Source organism: Pontibacter harenae, assembly GCF_020907245.1.
In the GTDB taxonomy this organism is placed as follows: domain Bacteria; phylum Bacteroidota; class Bacteroidia; order Cytophagales; family Hymenobacteraceae; genus Pontibacter; species Pontibacter harenae.
In genome coordinates this window covers 197,454-215,739 of record NZ_JAJJWH010000002.1, presented here as the reverse complement: position 1 = coordinate 215,739, position 18,286 = coordinate 197,454, and the positions used below count along the sequence as shown (strand labels likewise).

Here is an 18,286-nt window from a genome sequence, read left to right as displayed (position 1 = left end):
ATTGAAATATGGAAATGACACAGTTTAAATTACACTCCCTAACTTGTAAAGTCTGGCATCTGTTTAAACTTATTTCTGGCTACCTTTGTCTTCTTTATTTAACAGAAACAGCAGTTTTTGTTCTTTATCCCAAAGCTATTTGTCTTTAGATCATGATAATCCATCAAAATACCGTTATAAGCGACGATGTTCGCGATAAGTTCTTTGTCTGCAATTTAGAGAAATGCAAAGGAGCCTGCTGTGTAGAAGGTGACTTAGGAGCTCCTTTAGAAGGGGAGGAGTTGGTTATACTAGAGCAAAATTACGACGTTATAAAGCCATACTTATCGGATGCTGGTAAAAAAGCTATAGATGAGCAGGGATTGTATGTGATGGATTTTGAAGGAGACTATTCCACGCCCACAATAGGTAACAGAGAATGCGCTTTTGCCACTTACGATGATAACCTGATGCTAAAGTGCGGCATTGAACAAGCTTATCTAGATGGCAAAATTGATTGGCAAAAACCGATTTCCTGCCACTTATACCCAATCCGAATCAGCAAGTACGATGGTTTTGAAGCCTTGAATTACGACCGTTGGAGCATTTGCAGCGCCGCCTGTAGCTTTGGCGAAGATTTAGGTGTACGTGTGTATCAGTTCCTGAAGGAGCCGCTTATCAGAAAATATGGCGAAAGCTGGTACAGTAGTTTAGAGCAACTCATGGAAGAGGAGAACCCTACGAAAGTTTAGTTTGTACTATACAGAATATTTTGTTAAGCCTGGCTTTCGCCAGGCTTTTTGTTTTACAGGAAATTAGAGATGTATATTTTGCTTACTGATGAGGAACAGTTCATTATCAAGTAAACCTGCTTCATAAAAATTATTTAGCACCTACTCTGGTATTTCTTGCACCAGCGCCATATTCCGTTCGAAGTCGTAGAGGGTAAGCCTGCGGAGGGTGTAATAGGCAGACCAGAAGCTCCAGAGCGAACTGATAAAGCTACGGGTAGCTTTATCAGTTCGCTCTTCGGTGGCAACATTTAAATCCAGTATACTTACTTTGCCCATCAAGTACCTTGACTTCGTGATGTTGTAGCGTTTTTCAGCTATCTCATCGGCACGTTTTGCACCCAGCATCTGCTTTCCTTTGGCTAGCTCAACTGCCCCTTGAAGCGTGAGTACCCTAGCATCTAACAAACCCTGTGAATGGGCCAGCGATGTGGACAACAGTAACACTATAAAAGCAGCTATAATATTGCCTGTTGTTTTTAATACGATAAAACTACAACTTTTAGATAATTCCATTTTAAAGTTTAACACTCCCCCAGCACGGTTTTTCACCTATATATTTTACTTTTTTCAATGTAGATCAGACTTGAAAAAATCAAGTAATTAGAACCGACCGTAATTCTGCTGCTTCAGGCGTACTACTAATAGAAACCAGCGTATGCTTATGCAGGTGGTTGTGTAGCAGCAAACTCAACAAAGTAAGCTTACAGTGTCAGTAGCTAAAAGAGGGTATACCTTTTCTACAAGCAGCTAGAATATAAAGATTTAGATTATACAATATAAGACTTAAAAATGACTTTTTTGGTTACATGAGCCATAAAAAAAGCCCCAGTGGTGAGACTGGGGCTTTTTTTATAAGAAATATAAAATTAGTCTAAGGAGCTGAAATCGAAGTTATCAAGGTAGGAGGTAGTGAAGTTACCATTCTTAAAGCCTTCGTCGTCCATCAGTTTTAGATGAAAAGGTACAGTCGTTTTGATTCCTTCAATATAAAACTCGCTTAATGCACGTTTCATTTTAACTAAGGCCTCTTCGCGCGTTTGTGCACTTACTATCAGCTTTGCAATCATTGAATCGTAGTTTGGCGGAATTACATAACCTGAGTAAACATGTGAATCGATACGCACGCCGTGGCCTCCTGGCAAATGCAGTGATGTTATTTTACCTGGTGAAGGGCGGAAGCCATTCTTTGGATCTTCGGCGTTGATACGGCACTCGATAGCGTGCATTTTAGGGTAGTAATTCTTCCCGCTAAGCTTGTGGCCTGCGGCTACTTTTATTTGCTCCTTGATCAGGTCGTAATCAATTACCTCTTCTGTTATGGGGTGCTCTACCTGTATACGCGTGTTCATCTCCATAAAGTAGAAGTCACGGTTTTTGTCTACCAGGAACTCAATAGTACCTACACCTTCGTAGTTAATGGCCTTTGCACCAGCTATGGCAGCTTGTCCCATTTTCTCGCGAAGCTCATCTGTAATGAACGGAGACGGTGTTTCTTCTACCAGCTTCTGGTGGCGGCGCTGAATAGAGCAGTCACGTTCTGAAAGGTGAGCTACCTGCCCGTGCTGGTCACCAATAAGCTGTATCTCGATGTGACGAGGCTCTTCTACAAATTTTTCTAAGTAGATGCCATCATTACCAAACGCTGCTTTAGACTCCGTGCGGGCATCGTTCCATGCTTTCTCAAAGTCTTCTTCACGTTTGATGATGCGCATACCACGGCCACCACCGCCAGCTGTTGCTTTGATGATAACAGGATACTTGATTTTACTTGCCAGCTTAATACCTTCTTCCATGGAGCTAAGCAAACCCTCAGAACCAGGAATAGTCGGCACACCAGCTTTTTTCATGGTAGCTTTAGCCGAAGCTTTATCACCCATCGAGTTGATCATCTCTGGGGATGCACCAATGAATTTGATGTTATTTTCGGCACAGATTCTAGAGAATTCAGCATTCTCAGACAAGAAACCGTAGCCTGGGTGTATCGCGTCTGCGTTTGTTATTTCGGCAGCAGCAATTAAGTTGGGAATGTTTAAGTAAGACAGCGTACTTGATGGTGGACCAATACATACCGCCTCATCTGCAAAGCGAACATGTAAACTTTCTTTATCGGCAGTAGAATAAACAGCTACTGTTTTGATGCCCATTTCCTTACAAGTACGGATAATGCGCAGCGCAATTTCGCCACGGTTGGCTATGAGTATTTTCTTGAACATAATATCAGATTTGGAAATTTGAAGATTTGGAGATGTAAAGATTTGAAGCCTGAATGACATAAAAATGGAGACGATCAATACCATCTCCATTTTCAAATTTCTACATTTTCAAATTTTAAATCATTGTGTTAGCTAGGATCTACCAGGAATAACGGCTGATCGTATTCTACAGGGCTGGCGTTGTCTACCAATACTTTAACGATTTTACCAGATACCTCTGATTCAATTTCGTTGAAAAGTTTCATGGCTTCTATAATGCAGATCACCTGGCCCTGCTTTACTTCGTCTCCAACGTTTACAAACGAAGGTGACTCAGGAGTAGATGAACGGTAGAATGTACCGATCATTGGAGCTTTAATGGCAACATACTTGCTCTCATCGTTAGCGGCAGGAGCAGCAGGTGCGGATGGAGTAGCAGGAGCCGCCGCCGCAGGAGCAGGCAGTGGCTGAGGAGCCGCTACTGGTGCAGGAGCACTGGCTGCGCCAGAGTCTTTTACATATTTAACTTTCTGGTCTGGGTCACGCTTAACAGAGATTTTAAACTCTTCTGTTTCGATGTTAACTTTGTTAAGACCAGACTTGGCGATGAAGTCGATTAGATCCTGGATTTCTTTAGCTTTCATATATTATTTTACTCTCTCTGCGTAAGAATAAGTACGAGTGTCTACTTTTATTTTTTCGTCCTGGCCAATAAAAAGCGGCACCTGAATGGTGGCACCCGTTTCTACGATGGCTGGTTTAGAAGCATTGGTGGCTGTGTCGCCTTTCAGGCCTGGCTCTGTGTAGGTAATGGTAAGCTCTACAAATGGAGGAATTTCGCATGTAAGCGGCGTTTCTGTTTCAGCATGGTATAGGATTGTTACTTCCTGACCTTCTTTCATCAAATCGGCGAAAGGCACCATTCTTTCCTCTAAAGCCACTTGCTCAAAAGTGTTCATGTCCATGAAGTTGTAGCCTAGATCATCTTTGTAGATGAACTGGTGAGGGCGCTGCTCCACACGAGCTGTTGTAATTTTGTGACCAGCAGAAAAAGTATTGTCGATTACCTTACCAGTTCTGATGTTCTTAAGCTTCGTTCTAACAAAGGCAGGGCCTTTGCCTGGCTTGACGTGCTGAAACTCGGTAACAACGTACAAATCGTTGTTGAATTCCATGCACACTCCATTTCTAATGTCAGCAGTAGTTGCCATAGTAATGTTGTATATCTATAGTGCTATTGAATGATAAAAATATTGTTCTAATCGCTGTCTTGCAAGCAAAGTTAGTTAATATACCGGAAATGTTGTTAAGAACGGACAGGATTAACTTCTGATATCTATAGATAAAAGCAAATTAGCATTAACTATAAAAACGTTGTTTTAACATTTGCTGGTCTCAACAATAAATCAGCTCTATAATGAGTAAGAGGCAAGCTAAATGCTATAGTCCCAAGCCCCTTCTTTTGGCACCCTATGATGGCTGAGTAGTGCTTGTTTTTATGTAGCGGCTCATTTCCTGCCCAATTTGCATCAGTGTATTGGTTTCTTCTTCTGTAAAGTCGTAGGGGATAGGTTTTGCAATACCGAATGTACCATACAGTTCTCCATCCAATAGCATCGGAACAGCAATGGAACCCTCAACGCGCGTTTCCTTTGCAGCAGGTCGTGCCACGCCAGATTCGTCGGTTTGTAGGTTACACATCTCCACGGGTTGTCGGCGTTCAGCGGCAATACCAGCCATGCCTTTTCCTACAGGAATTGTTTCCATCTTAGGCAACAAAAACTCGGGAATACCTTGTTGTGCTTGTAGTTCCAACAAACCCGTACTTTTATTTAAAGTATGGATCGTACCTGTAGTACAATCAAAGGCTTCAATTATTTGAACAAGTAGCTGTTGCCATTTTTCGGCAGGTTGGCTGTTTTGCAGAATTTCAGAGACGGAAGAAGGTTCGAAAGTCATGGGCAGTTTTTTACTAGTTTCTGTGTTTGTGAACACTTGTACTTTATATCTTACTTATAGTTTGACTACGCATATACTATAAGCAAGATATAAATTTTTACTTACTAAGAATAAGAACCACCTTTTCCTTTTAAAATATGCTTCATCTTCTACCTCTTGTTACAGTATAACATTTAGGTTGAACTGATCATAAACCGTAGAGACAAAAAAAGCGGCCGTTAAGCCGCTTTTTTTGTCTCTGTAAACAATATTTTTACTTCGGATCGTAAGCCCACTTCAGGTAAATAGAACCCCAGGTAAAGCCACCTCCAAAAGCAGCCAGAATGATGTTGTCACCTTTTTTCATCTGATTTTCATACTCCCACAGGCAAAGTGGAATTGTACCGCTTGTGGTGTTTCCGTAGCGCTCAATGTTTAGCATAACCTTGTCGCTGCCTACTCCCATACGGTTGGCTGTAGCTTCAATTATACGCTTGTTCGCTTGGTGCGGAACGAGCCAGGCTACGTCGTCTGCTGTTAGGTTATTACGCTCCATTACCTCTGCGGCAACATCAGCCATACCTTTCACAGCAAATTTAAACACCGTCTGGCCTTCCTGAAAAGCAAAATGCTCTCGGGCCTGAACGGTTTCTATAGTGGCTGGTTTACGGCTACCACCTGCTTTCATGTGCAGGAATGGAGCTCCAGAACCATCCGACTTCAGTATCTGGTCTTGTATGCCTAAGCCTTCTGTGTTTGGCTCTAACATAACTGCACCGCCACCATCACCAAAAATGATGCAGGTTGCTCTGTCAGTATAGTCAATGATAGAAGACATTTTATCGGCGCCTACTATGATCACTTTTTTGTACTGACCAGACTCCACGAATTTAGCTCCAGTAGCCACTGCAAAAAGAAAACCTGAACAGGCAGCCTGCAGGTCGTAGCCAAATGCATTTACAGCACCAACCTCAGCAGTAATAAGGTTAGCTGTGGCTGGAAAAACCATGTCTGGGGTTGTGGTAGCACAAATAAGAAGATCAACTTCTTCTGGTTTTGTGTTTGTTTTTTTAAGAAGCTCTTTTACGGCAGGAACCGCAATATGAGAAGTACCTAAGCCTTCACCCTTTAATATTCGCCTTTCCTTGATACCAGTCCTGGAAACAATCCATTCATCATTTGTCTCTACCAACGTCTCAAGTTCCTTGTTCGTCAGGACGTACTCAGGTACATAGCCACTAACACCTGTAATGGCGGCAGTAATTTTACTCATGGTGTAAAAAGGTCTTTAGGTTAAAAATACGGCTGGCAAGGTATAAAAAAACTTGGCATATACCGTCAGCTTTTAATTAGAAACTGAACAGCGTATGCCAAGCTTTATTCCTTTTGATTCTTAGAATCAACGCTTTACGCGGTAATATTTTTTCTGAAACGTTCTGAAATGTTGGAGGCTACCATTCTTTGCGCCTGCAGTACCATGTTGCATACCGCTAACGGACTGGAAACACCATGTCCTATAACGGCAACACCATTTATACCCAAAATAGGGCTTCCACCTACGGCCTCATAATTAAAGTAGTCGAAGAACGGATCATGCATGTTCTTCTCGTTCATGATTTCGTAGATAGACTCTGCCATCTTCAGGATAATGTTACCCGTGTAGCCGTCGCATACTATTACATCAGCTTTATCATTGAAGACATCTCTGCCTTCAATGTTGCCAATAAAATTAACGATTGGGTTTGCCTTAAGGCGTTGGTAAGCGGCCTGTAAATTTACAGTGCCTTTACCTTCCTCTTCCCCAAGGTTCATCAAGCCCACTTTAGGGTTTTCTATTTCCAATACATACTTAGCGTAAATGGAACCGATTTCCCCGAATTGTTCGAGTACCTCGGGCTTACAGTCGGCATTGGCGCCAACATCAAGCATAATTCCAAATCCACCTTTCAGTTTAGGAACCAGACTAGCTATAGTGGGTCTTAATATACCCTCAATCGCTTTAACGCTAAACATTGCTCCAACTAGCATAGCTCCTGTATTGCCTGCGCTGCAAAAAGCATGTGCTTTCTGCGCTTTAAGCAATCCATAGCCAATGGCAATGCTGGAGTCAGGTTTCTGGGTAAGTGCTTTCGTGGGATGTTCTCCCATTTCTATCACCTGTGTGGCATTTATAACTTTAATGCCATCGCCAGTATAACCATAATTTTTTAGCAGTGATTGGATAATGTCTTCCTTACCGATAAGTAAGATTTCATAATCTTTGTCGAGCTGCTCTAGGGCTAACAAAGCACCTTTTATAATAGCTTCTGGTGCAAAGTCACCGCCCATAGCGTCTAAGGCGATCCTCATGTACTGGGTAGTGTTAAATTATACAGAACTAAAAAAAGTAGGCTATTGCTTACTGGGCGTTCGCTGTATAATTTTTGATTGCCAGTTTGCCTTTGTGATACAGGTCACCTTCTACCACATAAGCGTGGTGATACAAGTGAGGAGTATCTGTAGTAGGGCAGATAGCAATGGCTTTCTCAGAAAGTTTTTGATGAGTTCTTCTCTTATCTCTTCTGGTCTTCGAAATCTTACGTTTAGGATGTGCCATTTTTAGTTAAAAATTTACTTGCTGTTATTTAATATTTTATACTTCTTTAAACTTAATTCAGGTTGCGGAGAGCGTTCCAACGTGGGTCAATATCATCATCCTCATCGTCTTCATCATTCTCGTCATCACCTTCTTTGTCATGGTCTCTGGAACTGTAGATGAGTATATCTTCGTCGTTATCCTCATCGTTTTCCATCTCCTCCACAAAGCGAGGGTGTAGCTTCTTCATTGGCAGCGATAATCCTATGTAATCGTACAGGTGCTGCGCAATGTTAATGGACTGTGTGTTGCTTTTTATTTGCCACAGATCATCGTCTAGTTCAGCGTCTTCTTCTCCGTAGCGGATTCTGAAAACCTGCTGAATGTCTAATGGATAATCAAATTCCTCCAGACTTCTGTCGCAGATAAGGCGCACATGTCCTTTTATGTCAAAATGGAAGGTAAGCAGCGTTTCTGTCTTATCTAGTTCCACTTTGGCCAGTAGCTTTCCTCCTTGAATAATCTCCGTCCCGAAAAGTTCAAAGAATGTGTCATCTAGCTCAAACTCGTAATAATGGATCTTATTACTAAGTTTGGCAATGCCGATTTCAAATTCTTTTTCCTTTTTCACTACCGACTTTTTATTGCAAGACGCAAAATTAGAATATTATTTTGAGAAATAAAACACCTAAGCTATATTATACAGCAGGCATTTGCTCGCTTACACGCTTTTTTACGATGTCGCAGGCAAGAAACAAAGCTTCTCTGAAAGAGGTTTCATCGGCAAGCTGCTTACCTGCAATATCATACGCAGTACCATGGTCGGGGGAGGTGCGAACCACCGATAAACCTGCCGTATAGTTCACGCCGCTTTCCATGGCCAGCGTTTTAAACGGAATAAGACCCTGGTCGTGGTACATAGAGAGCACCGCATCCACCTGCTGGTACTGGCGCATTCCAAAAAAGCCGTCGGCAGGGAAGGGGCCGAAGACTAAATGCCCTTTTTCTTTCAGATACAGTACAGCTGGTCGAATAATGTCCGTTTCTTCTGTTCCCAGCAGGCCTTTTTCGCCTGCGTGCGGGTTAAGGCCCAGCACCGCAATGCGCGGCTTAAGTATGCCAAAGTCTCTGCGCAGCGATTCTGTAAGGATGGTAATTTTACGGATGAGCAGGTCGAAGCTGAGTTTGCTTGCTACGTCTTTTACCGGGATGTGTCCCGTAACGGTAGCCACACGCAAATCGCCGCTCACGAGTAGCATCAGGCTATCGGCAGCATCAAAGTAAGAGGTAAGGAATTCAGTATGACCAGGAAACTTGAAATCCTCGGCCTGAATGTTATCCTTGTCAATAGGAGCCGTTACGATACCATCTATCAAGCCAGCCTTCAAATCTTTGCTAGCCGCCAAAAGTGAATCAAGAGATGCTTTGCCAGAAGCTGGAGTAGGAGTGCCTGGCTCTAGTTCTGGGTCTTCTTCCCAGCAATTGACCACGTTTATCTTTCGTGGCACTAACGCCTCGGCAGAAGCAGCCTGCTGAAAATGAAAATGATCAGCGTTCAGGCTTTTACGCACTTTGTTCATCAAACCTGCTGATGCATAGATGACAGGTGTGCAGTAATTCAGGATGCGCTGATCTGATAATGTTTTAACAATCACCTCAGGCCCGATGCCATTGGTGTCGCCTATGGTGATACCTAATCTCGTTTTATGCTTGTTGTCCATTCTCTATTTTTCTGACTGGGAGCTGAGGAAATTGTAAAGCAGGCGTATACCTGATCCCGTAGCCAATTTGCCGCGGTAAGCGTCTTCACTGTGGAGGTAAGCTGTTCCCGCAATATCAAAATGCACCCAAGGGTAATCGGTAAACACCTCCAAAAATTTGCCTGCCGTAATATGCCCCGCATCTGGTCCGCCCAAGTTTTTTATATCTGCAATGTCAGATTTCAACTGTTCTTTATATTCATCCCAAAGCGGAAACTCTACGGTGCGCTCGTATACTTCGTCGCCTGCTTTTTTCAGGCCTGCCATCACTTCCTCGCCAGCCGTTCCCATCACCACTAAACCTTCTTTACCCACAGCTCGCATGGCAGAACCTGTCAGTGTCGCCAAGTCTACCACTAATGCTGGATCATACTTCTTCGCGAAGCAAAGTGCATCAGCTAATATTAAGCGTCCTTCGGCATCGGTATTCATTACTTCTACAGACATGCCGCTGAACATGGTAATTACATCGCCTGGCGCTACTGCATTTCCGCCTGGGCGGTTATCTGTAGCTGGTACCAAGCCAATTACATGTATAGGTAGTTTGTTTTTAGCTACCGCATATAGCGTGCCCGCCACAACTGCGGCTCCTGCCATATCCGATTTCATGTAGTCCATGGAGTTCGGAGTTGGCTTAAGGCTGAGGCCGCCTGTATCGTATACCACACCTTTACCCACCAAAATGTAGGGTTTGGAGTTCTTGGCGTTTTCAGGCTTCCACTCCATTATGGTAAAAGTTGGCGGATCTTCAGACCCTTGGTTCACAGCCAACAGGCCACCCATTTTTAGGGCTTGTATTTTCAGCTCGTCCAGTACTTCGGTCTTAAAGCCTGCTTCTTGCCCTAGTAGTTCGAACTGCTCGCTTAGCTGGTGAGCAGTTTGGTGACTGTGCGGTTCGTTTACCAGGTCGCGGGCAATATACACACCTTCTAGTACTGTCGCCAGTTGTGCTATGTCCTGCTCAGTTAGCTCAGGGTCTACTACGATTATGGTTTTAAGCGGACTTGGTTTAACGTCCTTGGTTTTATGCTTCTGAAACTCGTAGTTGCTCAGGTAGATGCCTTCAGCCAAGTATAAAGCGGCGCGTTTTGCCGTTTTGTCTACTATTGTCAGCTCCTCCACCTTGTCGGCTTTTACCTGCTTCAGTAAACTATAACCAGCCTTGCGCAGGCCCTCTTTCAGAGTACTGTCAGTTTTAGCGTCTGGCTGAATGACCACGTAAATGCGGTGCAGGTAACGGTTCAACGATATGAGTTTTGCCTTCTGTGATACCTGTTGCTGCACATACTGTAGCTCCTCTGGCTGCAGTTCTTCGAGCTGTGCCACCTGATCTGCCTGTGCAATGAGGGCGAAATCGGTGTTTTTTATCAAGCTTGTGCTGTATTTGAGTTGTGTTGGCATTTGTCTTTGTATCTTTGACGCTGCAATATAGTAAGTATAATACGTAATGCGAAAAGCAGTACTTTCTACGAAAGTACGGTTTCAGCAGTATTTAAAATGGTATAACGGGTTTGAGGCAAAAAGTATACTTTATACTTCAAACCACTAATTATAAACCGTGAGCAAAGTAAGTCCGAAGAAGCACCTGGGGCAGCATTTTCTGGTAGACCAGAACATTGCGATGAAAATAGTAGACCAACTGACACTGCCGCAGGGTGTGCAGGATGTGCTGGAGATAGGTCCTGGCATGGGCGTGCTTACAAAGTACCTGCTGCAGCACCAGGAGTACAGCACCACCGTAGTTGATATAGATCGTGAATCCATCGCTTATTTAAAAAAGCATTTTCCGCAGCTGCAGGAGCGTATTATTTCAGCTGATTTTCTGAAGACGGACCTGAGCAAGCTTTTTCCTGGCAAGTTCGCTGTCATTGGAAACTTCCCTTACAACATATCGAGCCAAATCTTTTTTAAAGTGCTGGAGCACCGCGAGGTGGTGCCTGAGGTGGTGTGTATGATTCAGAAAGAAGTGGCTGAGCGTATTGCCGCGCCTCCTGGCTCTAAAACCTATGGTATACTGAGCGTGTTGCTGCAGGCTTTCTACACCATAGATTATAAGTTCACTGTGCATGAGCATGTGTTCCATCCGCCGCCGAAAGTGAAGTCTGGCGTAATAAGCCTGGTGCGGAATGAGCGGGAAAGCTTGCCTTGCGATGAGAAGCTTTTCTTTTCGGTGGTGAAATCGAGTTTCGGAACAAGACGCAAAACGCTGCGAAACTGCCTTAAAACGTTTAATTTGCCACCAGAAGTTACTGCACAACCTGTTTTCGATAAGCGAGCCGAGCAGCTTTCGGTGCAGGATTTTATTGAATTAACCCAGCTGGTAGAGCAGAACAAGTAACCCCATGCAGGTAGAAATCACACGTGAATATATAGATCAGGTAGAAGAGGCCATTGAGCTGAAAAACAATAGCTATATTCTGGAGACGATGGCCGAGATGCACCCCGCCGATATCACGACGGTGCTGTACGAACTGGACACGCAGGAATCGAAGTACGTGATGGATTTGCTGCCGCCAGAAGTTGGTTCTGAGATACTCTCCGCCCTGGACTATGACATACGAACGGATTTTCTACAAAACTTCACGAGCCAGGAGGTTGCCCGCTATGTAAACCTGATGGACTCTGACGACGCCGTAGACATTCTGAATGAGCAGAGTGTGCAGACCCGCGAAGAGGTAATTGCTCTGCTGGACAACGACGAAAAAGTTGCCGCCATTCTGGACCTACTACGCTACGATGAAGACTGTGCGGGTGGCCTTATGGCAAAAGAACTTATCAAGGTGAACCTGTACTGGCGCGTGCGCCAATGTATAGAAGAGATAAGGCGGCAGGCAGAGGATGTGGAGCGCATCTATACTGTGTACGTTGTCGATAATAAAGATATTTTGGTTGGCAGAGTAAGTGTAAAAACGCTGCTGCTGGCTAAAGACGCCAGGCTGGTAAAGGACATCTACAACGAAGACGTCATCTCCATCGAGTCATTCCGTGACGAAGGAGAGGTGGTAAGTGTGATGCGCAAGTACGACTTAGAGTCGATACCCGTGGTGAATATACAAGGCAGGTTGCTGGGGCGCATTACCATAGACGACGTGGTGGATGTAATGCAGGAGCAGGCTGAACTGAGCCGCCAACTCATGACAGGTATCACCGAGAATGTGGAGGAAGACGATAGTGTATTCCGTATTTCCCGCTCGCGCTTGCCCTGGTTGATTATTGGTATGGTGGGCGGCTTGCTGGCTGCCCAGTTTATGGGCTTGTTTGAGGAAGATATCGCTCTGTTACCTGCTGTTGCCCTTTTTGTGCCGCTCATAACGGCCACAGGCGGTAATGTCGGTATTCAGTCTTCGTCCATCATTATCCAAACCTTGTCCTCGAACGAGGTAATGTTCGAGAATTTTGCCCAACGTATTCTGAAAGTACTGCTAGTGGCGCTACTAAATGCTGCTATCATTTCTATTCTTGTTTTTAGCTTCACTTATCTATTTAGAAGAGAACTTACTCTTTCTTTGGTGGTATCTGTTGCCTTATTTTCGGTGGTGCTGTTGGCCTCACTCATGGGCACAATCACACCCATGGTGCTGGATAGGTTTGGTATCAATCCTGCGGTGGCTGCAGGGCCTTTTATTACCACGGCCAACGATTTGCTTGGGCTCACCATTTATTTTGCCGTGGCGCATATGCTGTATAATTTGTAACAGAGTCTAGGAGTAACTTCTTGTTAAGTTAAATAAACTCCAGGCGAGAAATAGATCTGCTTTTCATCCTTCAACCAACCTGCTAAAACAACTTCTCACCTCTGCATAGCAGTTCTGCTTGTAAGTTGTGCGTATGGCTGTAAATTTGTAGATATAAATCAAATATATATTATGTCTGCTGCTACTTTCCGAATTCTGATTATAGATGAACTGCACCCCAATATATTTCCGCTGCTGGAAAGCATAGGAGTAGAAGTTGTGTATAAACCCAACATAAATCCGACAGATGTAAAGCAGGCCTTAGCTGACATGGATGGTTTGATTGTGCGTTCTAAAATGCGGATAACTTCTGACACCATTGCGCTTGCTACGAAACTCAAATTTGTAGCCAGGGCAGGAGCAGGACTCGATAATATTGAAGTGGAGAAGCTGGAGCAAATGGGCATACCTGTATTGGGTGCCAACGAGGGAAACCGTCAGGCAGTGGGAGAGCATGCTTTGGGTATGCTACTGTCGCTGATGCGAAACATGAATAGGGCCGACAAACAGGTGCGGGAGAAGGTGTGGCTTCGCGAAGAAAACAGAGGCGAAGAGTTGGGCGGCAAAACCATCGGTGTTATCGGGTATGGTAATATGGGGCAGAGTTTTGCAAGGCTTCTTACAGGCTTTGGCTGCCGCATTATGGCCTACGATCGGTTTGCTCCTGAAAAAATAGATGTGCCTGCCGAGGTGGTTTCATTAGAAGCGCTACAGGCCGAAGCAGATGTTATTACTTTGCACATTCCATATATCCCTGATAATCATCATTTAATAAATGATAGATTTCTTAAAGGGTTGAAGAAGCAGGTGTGGTTTATCAACACGTCTAGAGGAGAAGTAGTGGACCAGGAGGCACTCGTGCAGCACCTGAAAACAGGTACTATAAAAGGCGCAGCCCTGGATGTGTTGGAGAACGAAAAACTCAAAACCCTGACTGCGGAGCAACAGGCAAATTTCAATTTTCTTGCATCTGCTGATAATGTACTGCTTACGCCGCACATTGCAGGCTGGACACACGAATCTTATGTGAAGATAAACGAGGTGCTGGTAGAGAAAATCAAGCAGGTGCTACATGGTGAGTAGCTTCAAAACAATTCTTTAACATAAGCTTTATAATTGCAAGGCTGAAAAGATATGTTTTGGCAGTTGCAGCATTAACCTAGGAGTGTAAGGGTTGTGTTTCTAACGGATGCCGTGCTGGTAATTGAAGAGGTGCTAAAAGTGAGACTGATAGAGACAAACCTACCTGAGCACAACACATTTACGGAGCTTGAACGTATATATTTACAGTTAGAGCGATCGCAGAAAGTGTTTAAACGTCAGAAGAATCAGGGCTTAAACACTTTGCTCTGTATTAAATTAAACGTATATTTGCCTTATATCAGAACACAGCGGGAGTTGCCCAATGGTTTTATATGTTTCATAAAGTAAAGCATATGCTAAACTAGAGCAGTTAAAGTAATTTTACTTCCTGCTACTGAAAAAGAGATTAAATAAATTTACATATTTGGCAAAAAGAACGGTTATGCAGGCCATAACCGTTCTTTTTGTTTTTGTGTTTTAAACGAGAAGACGATACTACTATGAGCAAGATTTCTTATTACACTGCTGAAGGTTTGCAGAAATTAAAGGACGAACTGGCAGAGCTCAAAACAAAAGGACGTGCCGAGGTAGCACGCCAGCTGGCTGAGGCTCGCGACAAAGGAGACCTGAGCGAGAATGCTGAATACGACGCTGCCAAGGATGCACAAGGCCACCTGGAGCTGAAGATTTCCAAGATGGAGGAGATTGTAGGCAACGCCCGCCTGATTGACGAGTCTAACCTGGACAGCAGCAAAGCGCTTATTCTATCTAAAGTAAAGATCAAGAACCTGAAGAATAACATGGTGGTAGACTACACTTTAGTAGCGGAAGAAGAGGCTGATTTGGCTGCTGGAAAAATTTCTGTAAAATCTCCGATTGGCAAAGGACTGTTGGGCAAGAGCGTGGGCGACAAAGCCGAAATTACCATACCAGCAGGTAAGATAGAGTTTGAAATTTTAGAAATCAGCCGTTAACCTATGGAAGCTTCGATATTCACAAAGATTGTAAATGGTGAGATTCCTGCCTATAAAATAGCAGAAGACGACCGCTACCTTGCTTTTCTGGACGTATTCCCGACTACTAAAGGCCACACCTTGGTAATACCGAAGCAGCAGATTGATTACATCTTCGATTTGGATGATGAACTATACTTGGGCCTGATGTCTTTTGCCAAAAGAGTAGCTGCGGCAGTAGAGAAGGCAGTGCCTTGCAAAAGAGTAGGAGTGGCTGTTGTGGGCTTAGAGGTACCCCACGCACACGTACATCTCATTCCGCTAAACGGCATGCAGGACATGGATTTTGCCAACAAACAGAAGTACACCAAAGAAGAGTTTGAAGAGGTGCTGGAAAAGATAAAAGCCCAACTGTAGTTTCTTAACTATAGGATGACATTAAAAAGGCGCTGGCAAATAATTGCCAGCGCCTTTTCTTTTTGTCTGTGTGCACCGTTTATAAACCCGAATACTTTTTGTATATCAGAAGCAAACCTTTTAAAAAATCAGTGAAGAGCAACAATCTTTAATCATGAGTAAAAAAGTGGATTACTGATTTTGCTGTTCTTGTTGTTGCTCCTGCTGTTTGGCTTCTTCCTTATCTCTGCGTCTGAAGAAGCCTCTGAACAAGATGTTACTTTGCAAAGCTTCCATGTTTTCATCAAATTTTTGGGAGCTGGTTTCTAAATTTTGCATGGTGTTTTGCAGGTTACGGGCAAACTCTTCGTCTTGCAGCAACACACCCAGTGCATTGTTCTCGTTGTTCAGCCTGGTGCTGGTTTCCCGTAGGTTTTCTGTTAAGGCCGCTGCTGAATTTGTTGCCTCTTGTAGCTGAGCCATCGATTGCCTCAATTGGCTATAAACCGTTGTGTCTGTTAAAACCTGGTTAGCCAAACCGCCAGGCGTGTTAAGCTTAGAAGTAAATTGATTTAAAGATCTGGATGCGGCTACACTGTTTTGGGAGGTTCTTTGCAGGTTAGCAACCATCGCTCCTAAATCGTCAGCCATGGTAGAATCCGTTAAAAGCCTGCCAATGGTTCCCTGGCCCTTCACCAGATTGCCTGTCAGCTGTTTCAGGTTACCCGTAATGGCCACAAGGTTGTTGTTATTCTCCTGAAGCTTCTCGATCAACGCATCGGTGTCTAGTGGGTTTTCTGCCATAATTCTAGCGCCATCCTCTACAGGAGATGCTTCTTGTGTGCCACCCTCAATAACAATGTTTTTGTTACCGATAAAGCTTTCAGAACTGATGCGTGCAACAGCATTCTCTCGAATATATTCCTGTACACTTTCCTCAACGTTTAAGGTTACCAGTACCTGAGAACTTCCGAAGAGGCTGATGTTTTTGACAGTTCCGATTTTAACACCCGAAAACCAGACGTTGTTTCCTGGTTTAAGGCCACCTACATCATCGAACACGGCAGTTAGAGTAATGCTACTGCTGAAGCGCTTTTGCTGCCCACCCAATGTAAAAATGCCTACCAAAAGTATTGTAATTGCCAGCAGGACGAAAATGCCTACTAACACGGAACGTTTATTTTCTGCAGTACCCATTTAGTCTGTAAAGTTGTAGTTATAGAATGCTTTTACACGCTTGTCTTCTGAATTGAAAACTTCCTCAAAAGTGCCGTCCCGCTGAAACTGTCCATCTAGCAGCATGACCAGTCGGTCGCCTACAGCACGGGCACAGGTAAGGTCGTGGGTAATGATAATAGAGGAGGTGTTAAACCTGCGCTGTACCTCATTTATTAGATTGTTTATGTCTATGCACGTAATTGGGTCCAGACCAGCCGTCGGTTCATCGTACAGCATTATTTCTGGGCGCAGAATAAGTGTGCGTGCTATGCCAATGCGTTTCCGCTGCCCCCCAGATAACTCAGAAGGCATCTGATCGATTGTTTGTGCCAGACCAACGGCATCCAGTATAACATCTATCAGGTCGTCGCGCTCTTTCTGCGTCATGTGTTTGGCGTGCCGAACCAGCGGAAATTCAAGGTTCTCTTTTACAGTCATGCTATCATACAACGCGCTATTCTGAAAAGAGAAACCAATCTTCAGGCGCAGGGCGTCCATTTCCTTCGACGTTAAGCAGCAGACATCCTTACCTAATACGTTCACGATACCAGAATCCGCTTTCAGCAAGCCTGAGATGATTTTAATTAAGACAGACTTACCTGTGCCCGAACGACCAAGCACAACCAGGTTTTCGCCTTGGTAAAGATCCAAGTCAACGCCTTTAAGAACTTCGAAATCATCGAAAGCTTTTTGTAGCCCTCTGATCTCGATAGCCTTTTTGTCTCGGTTTATATTAGGGTTAATTTTTTTCATAAATACCTGAGGTTATATGCCTCTTACAGCGTTTATAACTTGCATAACCAAAAGCTCTTCCACAAAAATGAGGAACATAGCCGTTACAACAGATGTATTGGCAGCCTTACCCACGCCCTCTGTACCTTTAGATGAATTGTAGCCTTTATAACAGCCAACCATGCCAATGGTAAAACCAAATAGCACCGATTTTACGGATGATGCGACTATATCCAAAAAGGTGATAGCCTCGAATACCTGCGAAAAGAACGTAATTAAGGTTGTTTGCTCGTTTTGGTGTACGTTTAAGTAGCCGCCCAACAGAGCTAGCAGCGTGGTGTACATCGTTAAAGCTGGAATCATGAAAGTAGTGGCGAGCACTCTGCTGACTACTAAAAACTTAAAAGGGTTAGTAGCTGATACTTCCATTGCGTCTATTTGCTCCGTAACGCGCATAGATCCTATCTCGGCTCCTATACTTGACCCAACCCTACCAGAGGTGATAATGGCTGTTACCAGTGGGCCAATGGCTCTTATGATGGCAACCGAAATAAGGGCTGGAAGTAAGGCTGTGGCTCCAAAGTCGGCAAGCGAAGGCCTGGACTGGTTTGTGAAAACAATACCGATGATGAAGGCTGTAACAGAAACTAGCGGAAGCGAACGTACGCCTACTTCATAACACTGCTTAATTATTTCTTTGAATTCATAGGGCGGTAAAAATACCTCCTTAAAGAAGCGAGCAACGAACGCATATATATTGTACAGTTCCAAAAATGCACGATCCAGTCTTCTGGAGAGCACATATTTGCGTTTTTGGGGTTCGTTTAAGTTGTTGTTATTACTTTGGTTCATTAGCTGCTATAGAAAGCCAAAATTCATCAGATGATATCTGCTAAACGGTATAACCGCTTAAATATCTACCTCCACATACG

At 43.9% G+C, this 18,286-nt stretch carries 20 protein-coding genes; 6 read left to right on the top strand and 14 right to left on the bottom strand.

Annotated elements, in window-relative coordinates; genetic code table 11:
- Positions 1-152: 152 nt before the first annotated feature.
- Positions 153-731 carry a DUF3109 family protein gene (locus tag LN893_RS02295; RefSeq protein ID WP_229967882.1) on the top strand — a complete coding sequence of 193 codons (579 nt, stop codon included), beginning with the start codon at positions 153-155 and terminating at the stop codon, positions 729-731.
- A 141-nt stretch (positions 732-872) separates the two neighbouring features.
- Here the strand turns inward: LN893_RS02295 and LN893_RS02290 are convergent, their stop codons facing one another.
- The 11 genes from LN893_RS02290 to LN893_RS02240 form a co-directional block, all read right to left on the bottom strand.
- On the bottom strand, positions 873-1,286 hold the full coding sequence (locus LN893_RS02290; RefSeq protein WP_229967881.1) for a TolC family protein: 414 nt from the start codon (positions 1,284-1,286) through the stop codon (positions 873-875).
- 353 nt (positions 1,287-1,639) lie between these two features.
- Positions 1,640-2,986, bottom strand: coding sequence for an acetyl-CoA carboxylase biotin carboxylase subunit (gene accC / locus LN893_RS02285; protein ID WP_229967880.1), 1,347 nt, complete (start codon positions 2,984-2,986; stop codon positions 1,640-1,642).
- A gap of 128 nt (positions 2,987-3,114) precedes the next feature.
- Entirely contained in the window at positions 3,115-3,609 is a 495-nt protein-coding gene (accB, locus tag LN893_RS02280; protein ID WP_229967879.1) for an acetyl-CoA carboxylase biotin carboxyl carrier protein, read from the bottom strand.
- Positions 3,610-3,612: 3 nt separating this feature from the next.
- A complete protein-coding gene (gene efp / locus LN893_RS02275; protein ID WP_229967878.1) occupies positions 3,613-4,176 on the bottom strand; it encodes an elongation factor P in 564 nt (187 codons plus the stop codon).
- A 259-nt stretch (positions 4,177-4,435) separates the two neighbouring features.
- Positions 4,436-4,924, bottom strand: a complete 489-nt coding sequence (locus LN893_RS02270) for a GAF domain-containing protein (protein ID WP_229967876.1) — start codon at positions 4,922-4,924, stop codon at positions 4,436-4,438.
- Between the two features lie 253 nt (positions 4,925-5,177).
- Positions 5,178-6,176: a beta-ketoacyl-ACP synthase III gene (locus LN893_RS02265; protein WP_229967874.1), complete on the bottom strand. Its 999-nt coding sequence runs from the start codon at positions 6,174-6,176 to the stop codon at positions 5,178-5,180.
- 134 nt (positions 6,177-6,310) lie between these two features.
- Positions 6,311-7,252 carry a phosphate acyltransferase PlsX gene (gene plsX / locus LN893_RS02260; RefSeq protein WP_229967872.1) on the bottom strand — a complete coding sequence of 314 codons (942 nt, stop codon included), beginning with the start codon at positions 7,250-7,252 and terminating at the stop codon, positions 6,311-6,313.
- A gap of 49 nt (positions 7,253-7,301) precedes the next feature.
- On the bottom strand, positions 7,302-7,499 hold the full coding sequence (gene rpmF, locus LN893_RS02255) for a 50S ribosomal protein L32 (protein ID WP_229967870.1): 198 nt from the start codon (positions 7,497-7,499) through the stop codon (positions 7,302-7,304).
- Between the two features lie 52 nt (positions 7,500-7,551).
- The gene (locus LN893_RS02250) at positions 7,552-8,109 is read right to left on the bottom strand and encodes a YceD family protein (RefSeq protein ID WP_229967868.1); all 558 of its coding nucleotides are present in this window, start codon (positions 8,107-8,109) and stop codon (positions 7,552-7,554) included.
- A 67-nt stretch (positions 8,110-8,176) separates the two neighbouring features.
- Positions 8,177-9,199: a 4-hydroxythreonine-4-phosphate dehydrogenase PdxA gene (pdxA, locus tag LN893_RS02245; RefSeq protein ID WP_229967866.1), complete on the bottom strand. Its 1,023-nt coding sequence runs from the start codon at positions 9,197-9,199 to the stop codon at positions 8,177-8,179.
- A 3-nt stretch (positions 9,200-9,202) separates the two neighbouring features.
- Entirely contained in the window at positions 9,203-10,639 is a 1,437-nt protein-coding gene (locus LN893_RS02240) for a leucyl aminopeptidase family protein (RefSeq protein WP_229967864.1), read from the bottom strand.
- Positions 10,640-10,796: 157 nt separating this feature from the next.
- Between LN893_RS02240 and rsmA the strand changes: the two genes are divergently transcribed.
- The 5 genes from rsmA (at position 10,797) to LN893_RS02215 (ending at position 15,425) form a co-directional block, all read left to right on the top strand.
- Positions 10,797-11,576, top strand: coding sequence for a 16S rRNA (adenine(1518)-N(6)/adenine(1519)-N(6))-dimethyltransferase RsmA (gene rsmA / locus LN893_RS02235; RefSeq protein WP_229967862.1), 780 nt, complete (start codon positions 10,797-10,799; stop codon positions 11,574-11,576).
- Positions 11,577-11,580: 4 nt separating this feature from the next.
- Positions 11,581-12,933 carry a magnesium transporter gene (gene mgtE, locus LN893_RS02230; protein ID WP_229967860.1) on the top strand — a complete coding sequence of 451 codons (1,353 nt, stop codon included), beginning with the start codon at positions 11,581-11,583 and terminating at the stop codon, positions 12,931-12,933.
- A gap of 171 nt (positions 12,934-13,104) precedes the next feature.
- Entirely contained in the window at positions 13,105-14,055 is a 951-nt protein-coding gene (locus LN893_RS02225; protein WP_229967859.1) for an NAD(P)-dependent oxidoreductase, read from the top strand.
- A 500-nt stretch (positions 14,056-14,555) separates the two neighbouring features.
- Entirely contained in the window at positions 14,556-15,029 is a 474-nt protein-coding gene (gene greA / locus LN893_RS02220; RefSeq protein ID WP_229967857.1) for a transcription elongation factor GreA, read from the top strand.
- A 3-nt stretch (positions 15,030-15,032) separates the two neighbouring features.
- Positions 15,033-15,425, top strand: a complete 393-nt coding sequence (locus LN893_RS02215) for an HIT family protein (RefSeq protein ID WP_229967855.1) — start codon at positions 15,033-15,035, stop codon at positions 15,423-15,425.
- Between the two features lie 171 nt (positions 15,426-15,596).
- Here LN893_RS02215 and LN893_RS02210 read toward each other — a convergent pair whose 3' ends face one another.
- From LN893_RS02210 to LN893_RS02200, 3 genes are read right to left on the bottom strand one after another with little or no spacing between them, the layout of a single operon-like run.
- Positions 15,597-16,601 (bottom strand): MlaD family protein, encoded by a 1,005-nt coding sequence (locus LN893_RS02210; protein ID WP_229967853.1) that lies wholly within the window; start codon positions 16,599-16,601, stop codon positions 15,597-15,599.
- Positions 16,602-17,375, bottom strand: a complete 774-nt coding sequence (locus tag LN893_RS02205; RefSeq protein WP_229967851.1) for an ABC transporter ATP-binding protein — start codon at positions 17,373-17,375, stop codon at positions 16,602-16,604.
- 12 nt (positions 17,376-17,387) lie between these two features.
- A complete protein-coding gene (locus LN893_RS02200; protein WP_229967849.1) occupies positions 17,388-18,206 on the bottom strand; it encodes an MlaE family ABC transporter permease in 819 nt (272 codons plus the stop codon).
- Positions 18,207-18,286: the final 80 nt, after the last annotated feature.

Excerpts from the sequence above, each read along its gene's own strand:
- LN893_RS02295 (WP_229967882.1), top strand. The coding sequence starts at position 153 with ATGATAATCCATCAAAATACCGTTATAAGCGACGATGTTCGCGATAAG.
- LN893_RS02290 (WP_229967881.1), bottom strand. The coding sequence starts at position 1,286 with ATGGAATTATCTAAAAGTTGTAGTTTTATCGTATTAAAAACAACAGGC.
- accC (WP_229967880.1), bottom strand. The coding sequence starts at position 2,986 with ATGTTCAAGAAAATACTCATAGCCAACCGTGGCGAAATTGCGCTGCGC.
- accB (WP_229967879.1), bottom strand. The coding sequence starts at position 3,609 with ATGAAAGCTAAAGAAATCCAGGATCTAATCGACTTCATCGCCAAGTCT.
- efp (WP_229967878.1), bottom strand. The coding sequence starts at position 4,176 with ATGGCAACTACTGCTGACATTAGAAATGGAGTGTGCATGGAATTCAAC.
- LN893_RS02270 (WP_229967876.1), bottom strand. The coding sequence starts at position 4,924 with ATGACTTTCGAACCTTCTTCCGTCTCTGAAATTCTGCAAAACAGCCAA.
- LN893_RS02265 (WP_229967874.1), bottom strand. The coding sequence starts at position 6,176 with ATGAGTAAAATTACTGCCGCCATTACAGGTGTTAGTGGCTATGTACCT.
- plsX (WP_229967872.1), bottom strand. The coding sequence starts at position 7,252 with ATGAGGATCGCCTTAGACGCTATGGGCGGTGACTTTGCACCAGAAGCT.
- rpmF (WP_229967870.1), bottom strand. The coding sequence starts at position 7,499 with ATGGCACATCCTAAACGTAAGATTTCGAAGACCAGAAGAGATAAGAGA.
- pdxA (WP_229967866.1), bottom strand. The coding sequence starts at position 9,199 with ATGGACAACAAGCATAAAACGAGATTAGGTATCACCATAGGCGACACC.
- LN893_RS02240 (WP_229967864.1), bottom strand. The coding sequence starts at position 10,639 with ATGCCAACACAACTCAAATACAGCACAAGCTTGATAAAAAACACCGAT.
- mgtE (WP_229967860.1), top strand. The coding sequence starts at position 11,581 with ATGCAGGTAGAAATCACACGTGAATATATAGATCAGGTAGAAGAGGCC.
- LN893_RS02225 (WP_229967859.1), top strand. The coding sequence starts at position 13,105 with ATGTCTGCTGCTACTTTCCGAATTCTGATTATAGATGAACTGCACCCC.
- greA (WP_229967857.1), top strand. The coding sequence starts at position 14,556 with ATGAGCAAGATTTCTTATTACACTGCTGAAGGTTTGCAGAAATTAAAG.
- LN893_RS02215 (WP_229967855.1), top strand. The coding sequence starts at position 15,033 with ATGGAAGCTTCGATATTCACAAAGATTGTAAATGGTGAGATTCCTGCC.
- LN893_RS02210 (WP_229967853.1), bottom strand. The coding sequence starts at position 16,601 with ATGGGTACTGCAGAAAATAAACGTTCCGTGTTAGTAGGCATTTTCGTC.
- LN893_RS02205 (WP_229967851.1), bottom strand. The coding sequence starts at position 17,375 with ATGAAAAAAATTAACCCTAATATAAACCGAGACAAAAAGGCTATCGAG.
- LN893_RS02200 (WP_229967849.1), bottom strand. The coding sequence starts at position 18,206 with ATGAACCAAAGTAATAACAACAACTTAAACGAACCCCAAAAACGCAAA.